Origin of the sequence: Streptomyces sp. TLI_185 (assembly GCF_003814765.1) — a bacterium.
Lineage (GTDB): Bacteria > Actinomycetota > Actinomycetes > Streptomycetales > Streptomycetaceae > Streptomyces.
This window is the reverse complement of sequence record NZ_RKRB01000001.1, coordinates 4,178,982-4,195,674: the sequence shown is the minus strand read 5'-3', so window position 1 is coordinate 4,195,674 and position 16,693 is coordinate 4,178,982. Positions and strand designations below refer to the sequence as shown.

General features: G+C 69.7%; 14 protein-coding genes and 1 pseudogene. 12 read left to right on the top strand and 3 right to left on the bottom strand.

Annotation, left to right across the window (positions count from 1 at the left end):
* Positions 1-79 precede the first annotated feature (79 nt).
* The gene (locus EDD92_RS19200) at positions 80-1,531 is read right to left on the bottom strand and encodes an MFS transporter (RefSeq protein WP_260326613.1); all 1,452 of its coding nucleotides are present in this window, start codon (positions 1,529-1,531) and stop codon (positions 80-82) included.
* Positions 1,532-1,627: 96 nt separating this feature from the next.
* Between EDD92_RS19200 and EDD92_RS19190 the strand changes: the two genes are divergently transcribed.
* The 3 genes from EDD92_RS19190 (at position 1,628) to EDD92_RS19175 (ending at position 5,610) form a co-directional block, all read left to right on the top strand.
* Positions 1,628-2,599, top strand: a complete 972-nt coding sequence (locus tag EDD92_RS19190) for a LysR family transcriptional regulator (protein ID WP_123965463.1) — start codon at positions 1,628-1,630, stop codon at positions 2,597-2,599.
* 354 nt (positions 2,600-2,953) lie between these two features.
* Positions 2,954-4,333, top strand: coding sequence for a NarK/NasA family nitrate transporter (locus EDD92_RS19180; protein ID WP_123965462.1), 1,380 nt, complete (start codon positions 2,954-2,956; stop codon positions 4,331-4,333).
* Between the two features lie 116 nt (positions 4,334-4,449).
* Complete coding sequence (locus EDD92_RS19175) at positions 4,450-5,610, top strand: uroporphyrinogen-III synthase (protein ID WP_123965461.1); 1,161 nt, start codon at positions 4,450-4,452, stop codon at positions 5,608-5,610.
* Positions 5,611-5,661: 51 nt separating this feature from the next.
* On the opposite strand, the gene EDD92_RS19170 is transcribed toward EDD92_RS19175, so the two are convergent.
* On the bottom strand, positions 5,662-6,189 hold the full coding sequence (locus EDD92_RS19170) for a DUF1772 domain-containing protein (protein WP_123965460.1): 528 nt from the start codon (positions 6,187-6,189) through the stop codon (positions 5,662-5,664).
* 187 nt (positions 6,190-6,376) lie between these two features.
* Between EDD92_RS19170 and EDD92_RS19165 the strand changes: the two genes are divergently transcribed.
* The 6 genes from EDD92_RS19165 to EDD92_RS19140 all read left to right on the top strand — a co-directional run bounded on the left by EDD92_RS19165 (position 6,377) and on the right by EDD92_RS19140 (position 13,501).
* On the top strand, positions 6,377-6,976 hold the full coding sequence (locus EDD92_RS19165) for an ABATE domain-containing protein (RefSeq protein WP_123965459.1): 600 nt from the start codon (positions 6,377-6,379) through the stop codon (positions 6,974-6,976).
* A 317-nt stretch (positions 6,977-7,293) separates the two neighbouring features.
* Positions 7,294-7,815 (top strand): sigma-70 family RNA polymerase sigma factor, encoded by a 522-nt coding sequence (locus EDD92_RS19160; RefSeq protein ID WP_010039908.1) that lies wholly within the window; start codon positions 7,294-7,296, stop codon positions 7,813-7,815.
* Positions 7,816-7,874: 59 nt separating this feature from the next.
* Positions 7,875-8,639: an anti-sigma factor gene (locus EDD92_RS19155; RefSeq protein WP_185124063.1), complete on the top strand. Its 765-nt coding sequence runs from the start codon at positions 7,875-7,877 to the stop codon at positions 8,637-8,639.
* A gap of 92 nt (positions 8,640-8,731) precedes the next feature.
* Positions 8,732-11,137: a UvrD-helicase domain-containing protein gene (locus tag EDD92_RS19150; protein ID WP_185124062.1), complete on the top strand. Its 2,406-nt coding sequence runs from the start codon at positions 8,732-8,734 to the stop codon at positions 11,135-11,137.
* A gap of 324 nt (positions 11,138-11,461) precedes the next feature.
* Positions 11,462-12,874: an NAD-dependent malic enzyme gene (locus tag EDD92_RS19145; RefSeq protein WP_099929218.1), complete on the top strand. Its 1,413-nt coding sequence runs from the start codon at positions 11,462-11,464 to the stop codon at positions 12,872-12,874.
* Positions 12,875-13,219: 345 nt separating this feature from the next.
* The gene (locus tag EDD92_RS19140; RefSeq protein WP_007382399.1) at positions 13,220-13,501 is read left to right on the top strand and encodes an HU family DNA-binding protein; all 282 of its coding nucleotides are present in this window, start codon (positions 13,220-13,222) and stop codon (positions 13,499-13,501) included.
* Positions 13,502-13,968: 467 nt separating this feature from the next.
* On the opposite strand, the gene murA is transcribed toward EDD92_RS19140, so the two are convergent.
* A complete protein-coding gene (gene murA / locus EDD92_RS19135; RefSeq protein ID WP_123965456.1) occupies positions 13,969-15,309 on the bottom strand; it encodes a UDP-N-acetylglucosamine 1-carboxyvinyltransferase in 1,341 nt (446 codons plus the stop codon).
* Between the two features lie 252 nt (positions 15,310-15,561).
* Between murA and EDD92_RS19130 the strand changes: the two genes are divergently transcribed.
* The 3 genes and pseudogenes from EDD92_RS19130 to EDD92_RS52435 form a co-directional block, all read left to right on the top strand.
* Entirely contained in the window at positions 15,562-16,134 is a 573-nt protein-coding gene (locus EDD92_RS19130; RefSeq protein ID WP_123970450.1) for a YqgE/AlgH family protein, read from the top strand.
* Between the two features lie 30 nt (positions 16,135-16,164).
* On the top strand, positions 16,165-16,446 hold the full coding sequence (locus EDD92_RS19125; protein WP_078912757.1) for a DUF3039 domain-containing protein: 282 nt from the start codon (positions 16,165-16,167) through the stop codon (positions 16,444-16,446).
* Between the two features lie 150 nt (positions 16,447-16,596).
* Positions 16,597-16,689 (top strand): annotated as a pseudogene (locus EDD92_RS52435) (carbohydrate ABC transporter permease); the annotation flags it as partial.
* Positions 16,690-16,693: the final 4 nt, after the last annotated feature.

Below are 16,693 nucleotides of genomic sequence, written 5' to 3'. Positions count from 1 at the left end.
CGCTCCGCGGGATGTGCGGTGACGCTTGTCTCGCGGCTGCGGGCCGTGTGTGGTTGCTCGCGCAGTTCCCCGCGCCCCTTTAGCGCGCGGTTGCGAGCGCGATCATCAGTGCCGCAGCCGCTGCCGTCACCGGTACTCCGAATCCCGCCGTTGGGGACAGGTAGTCCACCAGCCAGCCGCCGGTTGCGGAGCCGCAGGCGATTCCGCCGAGGAGGCCCGTCACCGCGAGGGTCATGCCCTCATTGAGGCGGCCCTCGGGGGTGCGCTGCTGCACCAGCGTCATGGTGGTGACCATGGTCGGGGCGGTCGCCATGCCTGTGACCAGCAGGGCGGCCGCCAGGAGCAGGAGCGAGCCGGTCAGGGAGGCGGCGAGGAGGGGGAGGGGCATCAGGGTCGTCATCGCTGCGATGCACCAGGGCAGGCGGGCGCCCGCGGGACCGCTCGGTTTGACGGCTCCGTACAGCAGCCCCGCACCGCACGAACCGGCCGCCTGCAGCGCGAGCACGACGCCCGCCGCCGAACGGTGCCCCTGTGCGTCCGCGAACGCGATCGTGACGACCTCCATGGAGCCGAACACCGCGCCCATCGCCAGGCAGACGGCGAGCAGCGGGGGCATTCCGGGCGCGCGGAACGGGGACCTGGTGTGACCTTGCCTCTGCACCGGCGGCTCGGTCGAGCGCTGCGCGGCGAACAGCAGCATGCCGGTCAGCAGCAGCACGGCCCCGACCAGCGTGCCCGCCTCCGGGAAGAACGTCCCGCACAGGAAGGCCGCGAGCACCGGGCCCAGCATGAAGCAGAGCTCGTCTGCGGCCTGTTCGAAGGAGTTCGCGGTGTGCAGCGCGCCCTCGTCGCCCTTCAGCAGGTGGGCCCAGCGGGCGCGGGACATGCCGCCGGTGTTCGGGGTCGTCGCGGTGGCGGCGTAGGAGGCGAAGAGGGTCCAGGCGGGGGCGCCGAAGTGCACGCAGAGCAGGAGGGCGAGGGAACCGAGGGCCGCGATCACCGTGGCGGGTACGGCGATCCGGGCCTGGCCGTACCGGTCGACGAGCCGCGCGGTCCACGGGGCCACCACGGCCGTCGTCGCGAGGCCGGTCGCGGTGACGGCACCGGCGAGGGCGTACGAGCCGCGCGCACCGGCGATCATCACGACCGCGCTCACGCTGAACATGCCCATGGGGAGCCGGGCCAGCAGGTTCCCGAGGGTGAAGGCGCGGGCGCCGGGGGTGGCGAAGAGGCGGCGGTAGGGCCTGCCTTTCGGATCAGGTCGGCTGCACGAAACGGTGTCTGCCCACCGCCCCGAGCGGGGTCTGGTGCGTGCAGCGGCAAGACGGAGGAGGGCGTCGACGCGGAGCGTCGGCAACCGACGACAACGCCGCAGATGTGCGTGCCAGGCCCCGCGACGCCGAGCTGATCCGAAAGGCAGGCCCTGAGGCCCGGGAGGGCGGTCGATGGTACGGCGGTTGAAGTCGACGGCGACGAGGGTGTCGGCGGTGACGGTGAACAGCGGGGCTTTGCGGGGAGTCGGCTGCGGCATGGGCACTACGGTCGCCCGTAGGTGATCAAGGGGTCCAACACCTTCTCTGCGCCGATTCACGCACCTGTGTTGTAAGTCCTGCTGTAGGTTCGCCGGATGCCAGCGCCCAGCCATCTCGACCCCCGCCTCCTGCGTGCCTTCCTCGCCGTCGCCGAGGAACTGCACTTCACGCGCGCCGCCGCCCGGCTCTACGTCGCCCAGCAGGCGCTCAGCCGGGATGTGCGGCGGCTGGAGCGGGAGTTGGGGGCCGAGCTGTTCGTGCGCAGCACCCGGCAGGTGACGCTCACGGCCGACGGTGAGCTGCTGGTGCCGTACGCCCGCCGGGTGCTGCAGGCGCAGGATGAGCTGCTGGCCGCGTTCGGGCAGGCCAGGCCCCTGCTGGTCGACCTCAACTACCGGGGCGCGGCCACCGCGCGCCGTGTCCTGCACCGGGCCCGCGAACTCGCCCCCGACCACGAGCTGATGGCGCGTTACGAGAGCGGGCTGACCGGCGCGGCGGAAGAGCTGCTCGCCGGGCGGCTCGACGTGTCGTTCGGCCGGTTCGCAGGCCTGGATCCGGTGCTGCGGGCCCGGCTCGGGCACCAGCCCGTGCGCTACGAGCCGATGGCGGTCGTGCTGCCCGAGGACCACCGGCTGGCGGCGCTGGACGCGGTGCCGCTCGCCGCGCTGGCGGGGGAGACGGTGTACGCGGGGGCCGGGAATCCCCGTACGCCGGAGTGGACGGATCTCGCCCGCCGGCTGTTCGACGGGCGGGGCATCGAGATCGCGCCGCCCGTTCCGCTGGCCGTCGGTGAGGAGGAGTTCGAGCGGATCATGGCCAAGATGCGCACCCCGATTCTCGCCGTGGTGGATTTTCCGGCCATGCCTCGAACGGTGCTGCGGCCCTTGATCGATCCTGTGCCTTTGTCACCTGTGTCACTTGTGTGGCGGAAGGGACTGGTACACCCCGGATTCGACGCGCTTCGACGCGCGGCGGCCGAACTGTCGGTGGAGGAGGCGTGGCTGAAGGTGCCTGCCGATGGGTGGGTGCCAGTCATCGATTCGGACGCCATTCGAGCCCGCAACTGACACCACCAAGTCCTACGGCCTCACCGGCATCTTCCACGACAGGCTCAAGGTCTCCACTCCCTTCGACATCGAGATCGACCTGACCGCCGTCGACCGCCGCGGTCGGTGACGTACGCGGTGGGCAGGCCACCCCTGGAGGTCGTCACCTTCACAGGGAGCCGCTCCCATGACGGGAGCCGTTCGTAACGTACCGACGCACTACCTCTCATCCCCCGTCCGCCCGGGGTGAGAGCAAAGTTCCCTTCCGGTCACCCAGTGGCACAGGCCGGAAACGCCGCCTCCCTACCTTCGGGACTCATCACCGCTCATCTGCCCCCGAGCACGACCGAGCCCCGGAAGCACCGTGGAGGCGTCATGACAGCCCCTAGCACAGCCCCCGCACCCAGCAGGGGAGGCCGCTGGATCCAGCAGTGGGATCCCGAGGACGAGACCTTCTGGAACGAGACCGGAGAGAAGATCGCCAAGCGGAACCTCCTCTTCTCCGTCCTCTCCGAGCACATCGGGTTCTCGATCTGGACCCTGTGGTCCGTGCTGGTGCTCTTCATGGGCCCCGAGTACGGCCTGACCCCGGCCGACAAGTTCATGCTGACCTCGATGGTCACGCTGGTGGGCGCCGTCGTCCGCGTCCCCTACACCTTCGCCGTCGCCATCTTCGGCGGCCGGAACTGGACGATCATCTCGGCCAGCCTCCTGCTCGTCCCGGCGGTCGCCGCGTTCGCGGTGATGAAGCCGGGGACGTCCTTCTCCACCTTCCTGCTGATCGGCCTGCTGGCCGGCGTCGGCGGCGGTAACTTCGCCTCCTCCATGACCAACATCAACGCCTTCTTCCCGCTGCGGAAGAAGGGGTGGGCCCTGGGTCTGAATGCCGGTGGCGGCAACATCGGCGTGCCCGTCATCCAGCTGGCCGCCCTGGCCGTCATCGGTGCCAGCGGCGGGCCGCGGGTGCTGCTCGGGATCTACATCCCGCTGATCGTCGTCGCCGCCGTCCTCGCCGCGCTCTTCATGGACAACATCGAGAACGTGAAGAACGACACCGGTGCCGCCAAGGACGCCGCGAAGGACGCCCACACCTGGATCATGTCCTTCCTCTACATCGGCACCTTCGGCTCGTTCATCGGCTACAGCTTCGCCTTCGGCCAGGTGCTGACGAACCAGTTCGGCCGTACGCCGCTGCAGGCCGCGTACGTCACCTTCATCGGCCCGCTGCTCGGCTCGCTGATCCGTCCCGTCGGCGGCTGGCTCGCCGACCGTTACGGCGGCGCGAAGATCACCCTCTGGAACTACGTCGGCATGGGCGTCGCGACCGCGGTTCTGATCGCCGCCTCCATGCAGAAGTCGCTGGCCCTGTTCACCGTCGCCTTCGTGGTGCTGTTCGTGCTCACCGGGCTCGGAAACGGCTCGACGTACAAGATGATCCCCGGCATCTTCCAGACGAAGGCCCTCGCCAAGGGCCTCGAGGGTGAGGAAGCGGCCAAGTACGGACGCCGGCTCTCCGGTGCCTCGATGGGCCTCATCGGTGCGGTCGGTGCACTCGGCGGCGTCGGCATCAACCTCGCCTTCCGCCAGTCCTTCCTCTCCTACGGATCCGGTACCGGCGCGTTCGTCGCCTTCCTCGCCTTCTACGCCCTCTGCTTCGCCGTGACCTGGGTCGTATACCTTCGTCGCCCGGCCGCGGCCACGCAGTCCGAGGCCGCCGCAGAGACGAAGCCGCAGCTCAGCTACGCCGAGGTGTGACGTAACACCAGCGACATGAAGCCGAACCGAGCCTGTCATGCACCGTTGACAGGCTCGATCGGCATGCAGGCAGTACTGCCGTACTGCAGGTACGACGACTCTTCGGGACGAGAGCCATGTACGACGAACAGCAGCGACCAGACCGGGGCCAACAGAGCCCCCTGGCCGGATTCACCGTGGGCGTGACCGCCGCCCGCAGGGCCGACGAGCTGGGCGCGCTGCTGCAGCGACGGGGAGCCGCCGTCCTGCATGCACCCGCCCTGCGCATCGTGCAGCTCGCCGACGACAGCGAACTGCTGGCGGCGACGAAGGACCTGATCGACCAGGCGCCGGACGTGGTGGTGGCGACGACCGCCATCGGGTTCCGGGGGTGGGTCGAGGCCGCCGAGGGGTGGGGGCTCGGCGAACCGCTCCTCGACCGGCTGCGGCACGTCGAGCTGCTGGCGCGCGGGCCCAAGGTCAAGGGCGCGATACGGGCAGCCGGGCTGACCGAGGAGTGGTCGCCGTCGAGCGAGTCCATGGCCGAGGTGCTGGACCGGTTGCTGGAGCAGGGCGTCGACGGGCGCCGTATTGCCGTGCAGCTGCACGGTGAGCCGCTGCCGGGCTTCGTGGAGTCGCTGCGGGCCGCCGGAGGGGAGGTCGTCGGGGTTCCGGTGTACCGGTGGATGCCGCCGGAGGACCTGGCGCCGTTGGACCGGCTGCTGGATGCCGCCGTCTCCCGGGGGCTGGACGCGATCACCTTCACCAGCGCGCCCGCCGCCGTGTCGCTGCTCAACCGGGCCGAGGAGCGCGGGCTGCTGCCCGAGCTGCTCGCCGCCCTCCACCACGACGTCCTGCCGGCCTGCGTCGGCCCGGTCACCGCGCTGCCGCTGCAGGCCCACGGCGTCGACACGGTCCAGCCCGAACGCTTCCGGCTCGGTCCCCTGGTCCAGTTGCTCTGCCAGGAGCTTCCGAACCGGGCGCGTTCCCTGCCCATCGCCGGGCACCGGGTGGAGATCCGTGGCCACGCGGTCCTCGTCGACGGCGACCTCAAGCCCGTACCGCCCGCCGGGATGTCGCTGCTGCGGGCGCTGTCGCGGCGGCCGGGGTGGGTGGTGGCCCGGGCCGAGTTGTTGCGGGCGCTGCCCGGGGCCGGGCGCGACGAGCATGCGGTGGAGACCGCGATGGCTCGGCTGCGGACTGCTCTCGGTGCGCCGAAGTTGATCCAGACGGTGGTGAAGCGGGGGTATCGGCTGGCGTTGGATCCCGCCGCTGACGCCAAGTACTCGGACGCGTAGTGCTGGGGGCTCCGCCCCCAGACCCCCGTATCGGCCTGAACGGCCTCGTCCTCAAACGCCGGACGGGCTGATTTGCTCCGACCGGCGCTGAGAAGTGCTGCTCGTGACCCGGCCGTATTGAACCAGCGCCCGCGCCAGACACGCGAGCGCCACCGTCGACAGCACCGCCCGTACGACGTTCCACGCCACCCACGGATCCTCGAAATGCTCCCGCGCCGCCGTCGGGTCGGTCATGTACGCCAGGTCGTTGTTCAGCGGGATGTTGAAGGCCATGGTGGTCAGGAAGCCGAGCGCGTAGGCCGCCAGGGCCGCCCACACCCACCAGCGGTACGGCTGCCCGCGCAGTTGCCATGAGGACACCGCCGTCAGCAGCAGCGCTCCCATGAAGCTGAGGAAGAACACCGGGTTCTGGATCACGTCGTTGATGTTCCGCATGACCTCGACGTAGACCCGGTCGTCGCTGCGGGCCAGCGCCGGCATCACGCAGCACGCGAAGATGTAGTAGACCCCGGCGATCAGGCCCATCGCGACCGTGGCCGCACCCAGTACGAATCCCGTGCTCCTGCTGTGGGTTGTCATGCCCTCCAGTCAACGGACGGCGGCACGGCCGGAACATCGCCGAGAAGCGCAGCCGCATAAGCGCGCGTCCACCCGCCACCTCCTGCACCGCCGGTACGAGGGGTTCCGGCCGCGCGAGCGGGAAGGCACTGTAAGAGGGATCGGTTGCTTCAGCCCTCAGCTTCCCGAGCCAGGCGGTGACAGGCACATGGCACTGGGTACGGCCACGGTCGCGTACGAGCTGCGGTTCGACGCCGGTCGGATCTGTCTCGACCTCCTCGCCACCAACCACCCCGAGGAACGGTTCGACTCCCTCGAGGTGCTGTGCGCCTGGATCACCGGGGCAGGACTGGTCCCCGAGACCACCCCGCTGACCCACGCCGACCGGTCGTGGCTGGTCGGCTTCCGTGAACTTCGCGGACAGATCGGGCAGTTGGTGCACGGAGGACTTACGCCGACAGTGCTCCGGCCGTCGTACGACATCGCGCTCGCCCGCGTGAACGAGACGGCCCTGGTCTCGCCTCCCGCCCCACGCGCCGTGCGGGGCGAGGACGGCTCGCTCGTGCGCGAGCTGGACGGTCCGCCCGAGTGCGCGGCGCTGCTCGGTGCGATCGCGCGGGATGCCGTGGAGCTCCTCACCGACCCCGTCGCGCGGGCCGGTCTGCGGCAGTGCGAAGGGGACAACTGCCCGATCGTTTACGTGGATTCGTCCCGGGGGCGCAGGAGGCGCTGGTGCTCCAGTGAGGTCTGTGGGAACCGCGAAAGGGTGGCCAGGCACCGTCGGCGGGCGGCTCTGGCGCGCGCCTGACGTCCGGTATGCGGCTTCTGTGAACGGGCTGTCGAAGTGATTTCGATTACACACCGTTTACCTCATCCGTGACATGGGCAGCGGTTGCGATCTCGCCAATGTGGCGGAAATGTAAAGATCACGAGGTGGGAATGTGCACCCATGTCCCCCTCGTCACGTCACCCAGAAGAAAACTGTCATCCCGCCTTGAACATGACGCGGCCCACATCCGTACCCGTGGACGAGCGACCGACTGGGGGAACCCCGGGACATCGGAGGTGGGCGTGCGCAAGGATTCCGTCGTGGCCAATGAACGTGGATCGAGGGCCCGACATCGCATGTCCCAGCCCTCGGAACCTGATGAGGAGCTGATGCGTGCGCTCTATCGCGAGCACGCCGGACCTCTCCTTGCATACGTACTGCGCCTGGTCGCCGGAGACCGGCAGCGCGCCGAGGACGTGGTCCAGGAGACGCTAATCCGTGCCTGGAAGAACGCCGGTCAGCTCAATCGGGCGACCGGATCTGTACGCCCCTGGCTGGTGACGGTCGCGCGCCGCATCGTCATCGACGGCCACCGCAGCCGGCAGGCCCGGCCGCAGGAGGTCGATCCGTCGCCGCTGGAGGTCATCCCCGCGGAGGACGAGATCGACAAGGCGCTGTGGTTGATGACGCTGTCGGACGCGCTGGACGACCTGACCCCGGCCCACCGGGAGGTGCTCGTCGAGACGTATTTCAAGGGGCGTACCGTCAACGAGGCCGCCGAGACGCTGGGCATTCCCAGTGGCACCGTGCGGTCCCGGGTGTTCTATGCCCTGCGGTCGATGAAGCTCGCACTGGAGGAGCGGGGGGTGACGGCGTGATGAGTGTTTACGGGGGAAACCAGGGATTCGGTACAGGTGGTTCGGGTATGTCTGGCTCCATGATGGGATCTCCGGGCCCGAGCGAGCACGAAACGGTCGGCGCCTACGCTCTCGGCATCCTCGACGACGCCGAGGCAACCGCTTTCGAGGCGCACCTCGCCACCTGCGAGTGGTGTGCCCAGCAGCTCGACGAGCTGGCCGGGATGGAACCGATGCTCGCCGCCCTCGCGGACCTGCCGGGGACCGGTTCGCCCGCGATCGGGGAGTCCCTGTCCGCCAGGCCCAGCCCGCGGCTCGCGGAGAAGCTGGTCGACGAGGTCTCAGAGCGCCGGGCGCAGAAGCGCCGCAAGGGCTTCTACCTGGTGGCGGCCGCGGCCGCGCTGATCATCGGCGGTCCGCTCACGGTCATGGCCGTCAACGGCGGCGGCGACTCGGGTACGACCGCCACACCGCTGGCGGCCACCGGAGCCAAGGCGGCCTTCGGCACCATCTCCGAGAAGGTCTCGGCCACGGACGCGTCCACCAAGGTCAAGGCGACCGTGGCGATGGAGCAGAAGGACTGGGGCACCTGGGGTGTCGTCGAGCTCAGCAACGTCAAGGGCCCGCTGAAGTGCTCGCTCATCGCCGTCGGCAAGAACGGCGAGCGCGAGACCATGTCCTCCTGGTCGGTCCCGAAGTGGGGTTACGGCATCCCGAACGCCAAGACCGAGGATGCGAAGGAACCGCTCTATGCCCAGGGTGGCGCGGCCTTCAAGCCCAATGAGATCGATCACTTCGAGGTCATGACCTTCCAGGGCAAGAAGCTCGTCGAGATCGACGCGTAGTTCTCGTAGAGATCGACGCGCAGCTTACGTAGCTTTGCCGGGTCCCCTTCGCGTACGGTTGACGGCTGCCATGCACGTCAGAAGGGGGCCCGGTGGCCGCTCAGGCTCAACAGGAAACCGCCGTCGGCTCGGATCACGACTCAGTACGCGACCGAGAGATCAGCGTCGAACAGGAACACCTCGACCGGGTGTACCGGCGTCTCGAGGAGAAGATCCACGAGGCCGAGTTCCTGATGAACGACGCGGCCAAGCGCGGTCAGGTCGGCACGCCCGGCGCCCTCGCCGAGCGGGACGCACAGGTCTTCCGGGCGGGAATCCATCTCAACCGGCTCAACAACGAGTTCGAGGACTTCCTCTTCGGAAGGATCGACCTGCTGCTCGGAAAGGACGGCAAGAAGGGGCCCGACGGCGCCTACACCGCTGTGGAGCCCGCTGAGGGCGCCGTGCGGGACGACGACACCGCCGACATCGCCGAGACCCTGCACATCGGCCGGATCGGTGTCCTGGACTCCGAGTACGCGCCGCTCGTCATCGACTGGCGGGCGCCCGCCGCCGCCCCCTTCTACCGCTCCACCCCCGTCGACCCCGGCCGGGTCGTGCGTCGCCGTGTCATCCGCTCCAAGGGCCGCAAGGTGCTCGGCGTCGAGGACGACCTGATGCGCCCCGAGCTCAAGGCCTTCCTCGACGGCGACGAGCTGCCCGTCATCGGCGACGGCGCCCTGATGGCCGCCCTCGGCCAGGCCCGCAGCCACACCATGCGGGACATCGTCGCCTCCATCCAGGCCGAACAGGACCTGGTCATCCGCGCCCCCGCCGCCTCGGTGACGTATGTCGAGGGCGGGCCGGGCACGGGCAAGACGGCCGTGGCACTCCACCGCGCCGCCTACCTCCTGTACCAGGACCGGCGCCGGTACGCGGGCGGCATCCTGATCGTCTCCCCGACCCCCCTGCTCGTCGCCTACACCGAGGGTGTCCTGCCCTCCCTCGGCGAGGAGGGCCAGGTCGCCATCCGTGCGATCGGCTCGCTCGTCGACGGCGCCGAGGCCACGCTGTACGACTCCCCGTCCACGGCCCGCGCCAAGGGCTCGTACCGCATGCTCAAGGTTCTGCGGAAGGCGGCGCGCGGAGCACTGGAGCTGGGGTCGGGCGGCGGCGCCCGCTCGACCGCCGATTCCGGACGCGCAGCCTCCGCCTCCGGTCAGCTCGCCTTCGGCGAGGACGACACGGACGGGTCCGCCGACGCTCCGACCGGCCCGCCCACCCGTCTCCGCGTGGTCGCCTTCGGCCGCCGTCTCGAACTGGAGGCCGCCGAGCTGGGCCGTATCCGCCAGGCCGTGCTCAGCGGCACCGCGCCCGTGAACCTGCTGCGCCCCCGCGCCCGCAAGCTGCTCCTCGACGCCCTGTGGGCGAAGTCGGGCGCGGCGGGCCGGCACACCGATCCGGAGCTGGCGGCCGAACTGCGCTCCTCCTTCGACGAGGACGTGTCGAGCGAGGACGTCTTCCTCACCTTCCTGGACGCCTGGTGGCCCGAGCTCACGCCCAGGGCCGTCCTCGCCGCCATGTCCGACGAGCGCCGCCTCGGCCGCTGGGCCCGCCGGATCCTCAACCCCGGCGAGGTCCGCAAAGTCGCCCGCTCACTCAGACGCGACGGCTGCTCCGTGCACGACATCGCCATGCTCGACGAGCTCCAGTCGATCCTCGGCACCCCGGCCCGCCCGAGGAAGAAGCGCGACCTGGACCCGCTCGACCAGCTCACCGGTCTGGAGGAGCTGATGCCGATGCGCGAGGAGTCGCAGCGCGAGCGCGCCGAGCGACTCGCCCAGGAGCGCACCGAGTACGCCCACGTCATCGTCGACGAGGCCCAGGACCTCACGCCGATGCAGTGGCGCATGGTCGGCCGCCGTGGCCGGCACGCCACCTGGACGGTCGTCGGCGACCCGGCCCAGTCCTCCTGGTCCGACGTCGACGAGGCGGCCGAGGCCAGGGACGAGGCCCTCGGCACCCGCCCCCGCCGCCGCTTCGAGCTCACCGTCAACTACCGCAACCCGGCCGAGATCGCCGAGCTCGCCTCCAAGGTGCTGGCCCTCGCCATGCCGGGCGCCAAGTCCCCGTCGGCCGTACGGTCGACCGGCGTGAAGCCCCGCTTCTCCGTCGTACGGGACTCCCTCGCGCAGTCCGTCCGCGAGGAGGCCGCCCGTCTCCTCGACCGCGTCGACGGCACGGTCGGCGTCGTCGTCGCCATGCAGCGCCGCGAGGAGGCCGCCCGCTGGCTCGCCGGGCTCGGCGACCGGGTGGTGGCCCTCGGCAGTCTGGAGGCGAAGGGCCTGGAGTACGACGCGACGGTCGTCGTCTCGCCCGCGGAGATCGCCGACGAGTCCCCGGCCGGCCTGCGCGTGCTGTACGTCGCCCTCACCCGCGCGACCCAGCAGCTGACCATCGTCTCGTCCGACCGGGACGAGCCGGACGCGAACGCCGTGCCCGACCTGCTCCGGGACTAGCCCCTGCTCCATCGAAGTTAAGAACCGGATGAACTCTCGGTACGGGAATGGCCTTACGGGATCTGTTTGTTAGCCTGGGTGTGGCACCGGCCCGATCCAAGCCCCCGGGCCCAACCTTCGTCGCTACGAGCGACCACTTGCCGCGAGGCGAGCATGGCGGGTCGGTGCCACTGAACGTCCGAGAGGCCCGCGTCACTATGTGACGCGGGCCTCTTCGCTGTGAACAAAACGATCGCAATCCGGAGCGGCTAACGCCTACTCGGCAGTAGGTGCGACCATCGGACGGCATACCCAGCGTCACGGTGAAAGCAGAGGAAGTCGGCCATGGCAACGGCGCCCAGCGTCTCCTACTCCATTACGGTCCGGTTGGAGGTGCCCGCGAGCGGAACCGCGGTCTCCCAGATCACCACGGCCGTAGAGTCCCACGGAGGCTCGGTGACCGGCCTCGACGTGACCGCCTCCGGCCACGAGAAACTCCGCATCGACGTCACCATCGCGGCGAGCTCCACCGCCCACGCCGACGAGATCGTCACGCAGCTGCGCGGCATCGAGGGCGTCACCCTCGGCAAGGTCTCCGACCGTACGTTCCTGATGCACCTCGGCGGCAAGATCGAGATGGCGTCGAAGCACCCCATCCGCAACCGTGACGACCTCTCCATGATCTACACGCCGGGCGTGGCCCGCGTCTGCATGGCGATCGCCGAGAACCCCGAGGACGCCCGCCGCCTCACCATCAAGCGCAACTCCGTTGCGGTCGTGACGGACGGCTCGGCCGTGCTGGGCCTCGGCAACATCGGCCCGAAGGCCGCCCTCCCGGTCATGGAGGGCAAGGCGGCCCTCTTCAAGCGGTTCGCCGGCATCGACGCCTGGCCGCTCTGCCTCGACACCCAGGACACCGACGCGATCGTCGAGATCGTGAAGGCCATCGCCCCGGGCTTCGCCGGCATCAACCTCGAGGACATCTCGGCGCCCCGCTGCTTCGAGATCGAGGCGCGGCTGCGCGAGGCCCTCGACATCCCCGTCTTCCACGACGACCAGCACGGCACCGCGATCGTCGTCCTCGCCGCCCTGACGAACGCACTTCGCGTCACCGGCAAGGCAATTGAGAACATCCGGGTCGTCATGTCCGGCGCCGGCGCGGCCGGTACGGCCATTCTCAAGCTGCTGCTCGCCGCGGGCGTCAAGAACGCCGTCGTCGCCGACATCCACGGCGTGGTGCACACCGGCCGCGAGGACCTTCGGGAGGCCGCGGCCGATTCGCCCCTGCGCTGGATCGCCGACAACACCAACCCCGAGGGCCTGACCGGCACCCTCAAGGAGGCCGTGCGCGGCGCCGACGTCTTCATCGGCGTCTCCGCCCCGAACGTCCTCGACGGCGACGACGTGGCCGCCATGGCCGACGGCGCCATCGTCTTCGCGCTCGCGAACCCCGACCCCGAGGTGGACCCGGCAATCGCCCGCCAGACGGCGGCCGTTGTGGCCACCGGCCGCTCCGACTTCCCGAACCAGATCAACAACGTGCTGGTCTTCCCGGGCGTCTTCCGCGGTCTGCTGGACGCCCAGTCCCGCACGGTCAACACCGAGATGATGCTGGCCGCCGCGACCGCCCTCGCGGACGTGGTGACCGAGGACGAGCTGAACCCGAACTACATCATCCCGAGCGTCTTCAACGACAAGGTCGCGGGCGCGGTGGCCGGTGCGGTGCGGGAAGCGGCGAAGGCTGCGGCAGCGTCGTAAGTGCTTGCAAGGCCTTTTTCGTAGGCTGTGAGGATCGCCACGGCAAGGCCTTGCATCGGCGCGTCGTGGAACCTGACCCTCCTGGTCGGCGTTTATCGTGTCGGCCAGGCTCAGGCCCTCTTTTCGTGTGACTCCCAAGGGTGTTCTCACGACTCCTGCGGGTGCCGGATTGGCTTTCGCGCCGCAGGTAGGGGCAGGATGCGTCCCTGGGCGCGAGGGGTCTGACCACGGACCCGGGCCCGGGGCCTCTCCGAGGACCCTGGCAGCATCGGCTTCACCGTGCCCGATATGCGGCTCCGCCGCGTGGCACGCCTCAAACGGCAAGAAGAACACGGGAGTAACAACATGAACCGCAGTGAGCTGGTGGCCGCGCTGGCCGACCGCGCCGAGGTGACCCGCAAGGACGCCGACGCCGTGCTGGCCGCGTTCGCCGAGACCGTCGGCGAGATCGTCGCCAAGGGCGACGAGAAGGTCACCATCCCCGGCTTCCTGACCTTCGAGCGCACCCACCGTGCCGCTCGCACCGCGCGCAACCCGCAGACCGGTGACCCGATCCAGATCCCGGCCGGCTACAGCGTCAAGGTCTCCGCGGGCAGCAAGCTGAAGGAAGCCGCGAAGGGCAAGTAAGCGCTCCGCTTCGAGCGCTGGTGGCTGAGGGCCGTCTCTCGGCTGACGGGACGGCCGTGGCTGGTCGCGCCCGCGCGGCGGAGCCGCATGTCGATACGGCCCCGCGCCCCTTTCGGGCGCTCGCCACAACGCCGATGGGGCGGTCACCCGGACTCGGGTGACCGCCCCATCAACGTTCGTACGGCTGCTGCGGTTATCCCAGCGCCTTGCCCGGAAGCTCGACCTTCGCGCCGAGCTCGACGAGCTTCTCCATGCTGTTTCTATCCGGGGGATAACCCCCGGACCCCCAGCCGGAGGGCGTTGCAGCCGGCCGGGGTCGAGGGCGGGTCGTCAGCCGAGCGCCTTGCCCGGAAGCTCGACCTTCGCGCCGAGCTCGACGAGCTTCTCCATGCTGTTTCTATCCGGGGGATAACCCCCGGACCCCCAGCCGGAGGGCGTTGCAGCCGGCCGGGGTCGAGGGCGGGTCGTCAGCCGAGCGCCTTGCCCGGAAGCTCGACCTTCGCGCCGAGCTCGACGAGCTTCTCCATGAAGTTCTCGTAGCCGCGGTTGATGAGGTCGATGCCGTGGACGCGGGACGTGCCCTGGGCCGCCAGGGCGGCGATGAGGTACGAGAAGCCGCCGCGGAGGTCCGGGATGACCAGGTCGGCGCCCTGGAGCTTCGTCGGGCCGGAGACGACGGCCGAGTGGAGGAAGTTGCGCTGGCCGAAGCGGCAGTTCGAGCCGCCCAGGCACTCGCGGTACAGCTGGATGTGAGCGCCCATCTGGTTCAGCGCGGACGTGAAGCCGAGGCGGGACTCGTAGACCGTCTCGTGGATGATCGACAGGCCCGTCGCCTGCGTCAGCGCGACCACCAGCGGCTGCTGCCAGTCCGTCTGGAAGCCCGGGTGCACGTCCGTTTCGAGCGCGATGGACTTCAACTGGCCGCCGGGGTGCCAGAAACGGATGCCCTCGTCGTCGATCTCGAAGGCACCGCCCACCTTCCGGTAGGTGTTCAGGAACGTCATCATCGAGCGCTGCTGCGCGCCGCGGACGTAGATGTTGCCCTCGGTCGCCAGCGCCGCGGACGCCCAGGAGGCGGCCTCCAGGCGGTCGGGCAGGGCGCGGTGGTTGTAACCGCTGAGCCGGTCCACACCCGTGACGCGGATGGTCCGGTCGGTGTCCATCGCGATGATGGCGCCCATCTTCTGCAGGACGCAGATCAGGTCCTCGATCTCCGGCTCCACGGCCGCGTTCGAGAGCTCCGTGACGCCCTCCGCGAGGACGGCCGTCAGCAGCACCTGCTCGGTCGCACCCACGGACGGGTACGGCAGCCGGATCTTCGTGCCGCGCAGCCGCTGCGGCGCCTCCAGGTACTGCCCGTCCGCCCGCTTCTCGATGCGCGCGCCGAACTGCCGCAGCACCTCGAAGTGGAAGTCGATCGGCCGGCCGCCGATGTCGCAGCCGCCGAGACCCGGGATGAACGCGTGCCCGAGGCGGTGCAGCAGCGGACCGCAGAACAGGATCGGGATACGGCTGGAACCCGCGTGCGCGTCGATGTCCGCGACGTTCGCACTCTCCACGTGGGACGGGTCCATCACCAGCTCGCCCGGCTCCTCACCCGGACGGACCGTCACGCCGTGCAGCTGCAGCAGTCCGCGTACGACACGGACGTCCCGGATGTCCGGAACGTTGCGCAGTCGACTCGGTTCACTGCCCAGCAGGGCGGCGACCATTGCCTTCGGTACGAGGTTCTTCGCACCGCGGACACGGATCTCGCCCTCCAGCGGGGTTCCGCCGTGGACAAGCAGGACATCGTCGTTGACGGTCATGTATCTCGCGTTCCGATGAGTGGGGCAGGGGCCAGAAGGGAAAGGGTAATCGCCGCCCACCCCCCTTCTGTAAGCCCAAGGACGGCCCAGCTACGTCATAGCTGTGTCACAACACGAACCGTTCCCTGGCGGGCACATGGGGTCACCGGCCCTCTCGCGCCCCCAGGGTGCTTCATTCCTCCCTGAGCTGCATTCACCCGCTAACCGCCATTGCCTCCCCACGCGGAGGCAAGATGCGGGATCATGTCTGCCATGACCGAGGTGTCCTCGCTCACAGGGCGGTTGCTCGTGGCAACGCCCGCCCTGGCGGACCCGAACTTCGACCGTGCGGTGGTGCTCCTTCTCGACCACGACGAGGAGGGCTCCCTCGGTGTCGTCCTCAACCGTCCCACCCCGGTGGACGTCGGCGACATCCTGGAGGGCTGGGCGGATCTCGCGGGTGAACCCGGCGTCGTCTTCCAGGGCGGCCCGGTGTCACTGGACTCGGCCCTGGGGGTCGCCGTCATCCCTGGCGGCGCGACCGTCGACGGGTCGCCGCTGGGCTGGCGCAGAGTGCACGGCGCGATCGGTCTGGTCGACCTGGAGGCACCGCCCGAGCTGCTGGCCTCGGCTCTCGGGTCCCTGAGGATCTTCGCCGGATACGCCGGCTGGGGCCCCGGCCAGCTGGAGGACGAGCTGGTCGAGGGCGCCTGGTACGTCGTCGAGTCCGAACCCGGAGACGTCTCCTCGCCGTCCCCGGAAAGACTCTGGCGCGAGGTGCTGCGCCGCCAGCGCAACGAACTGGCGATGGTGGCCACATATCCGGACGACCCGTCGCTCAACTGATCCGTGTGACCTTCAGTACCCTTGGCATTTATGAGCACTCTTGAGCCCGAGCGCGGGACTGGTACGGGGACCCTCGTAGAGCCGACGCCACAGGTGTCCCACGGCGACGGCGACCACGAGCGCTTCGCCCACTACGTCCAGAAGGACAAGATCATGGCCAGCGCCCTTGACGGGACCCCCGTCGTGGCGCTGTGCGGCAAGGTGTGGGTGCCCGGCCGCGACCCGAAGAAGTACCCCGTGTGTCCCATGTGCAAGGAGATCTACGAGTCCATGGGCGCCGGCGGCGACAAGGGCAAGGACGGCGACAAGTAGTCCTGCCTGCGGCCCGAGGCTGGTGATCCCGCCTCCGGCTTGAGCTTGGCGAGGCCCCGGGCGCGTTTCGGCGCGTCTTCGGGGCCTCGGTCGTGTGCAGAGGCGCCGACGGCCCGGACCGAGGCGTGGAACCTGCGACAGCAGCGGCGTTCCGCTTCCGCGATGATGACGATTCCGGTGCTGGTGTTCTTCGTACGCGCACAGCGACGGCTGGTCTCCGGGCCGGGCGGAGCGGTAAAGGACTGGC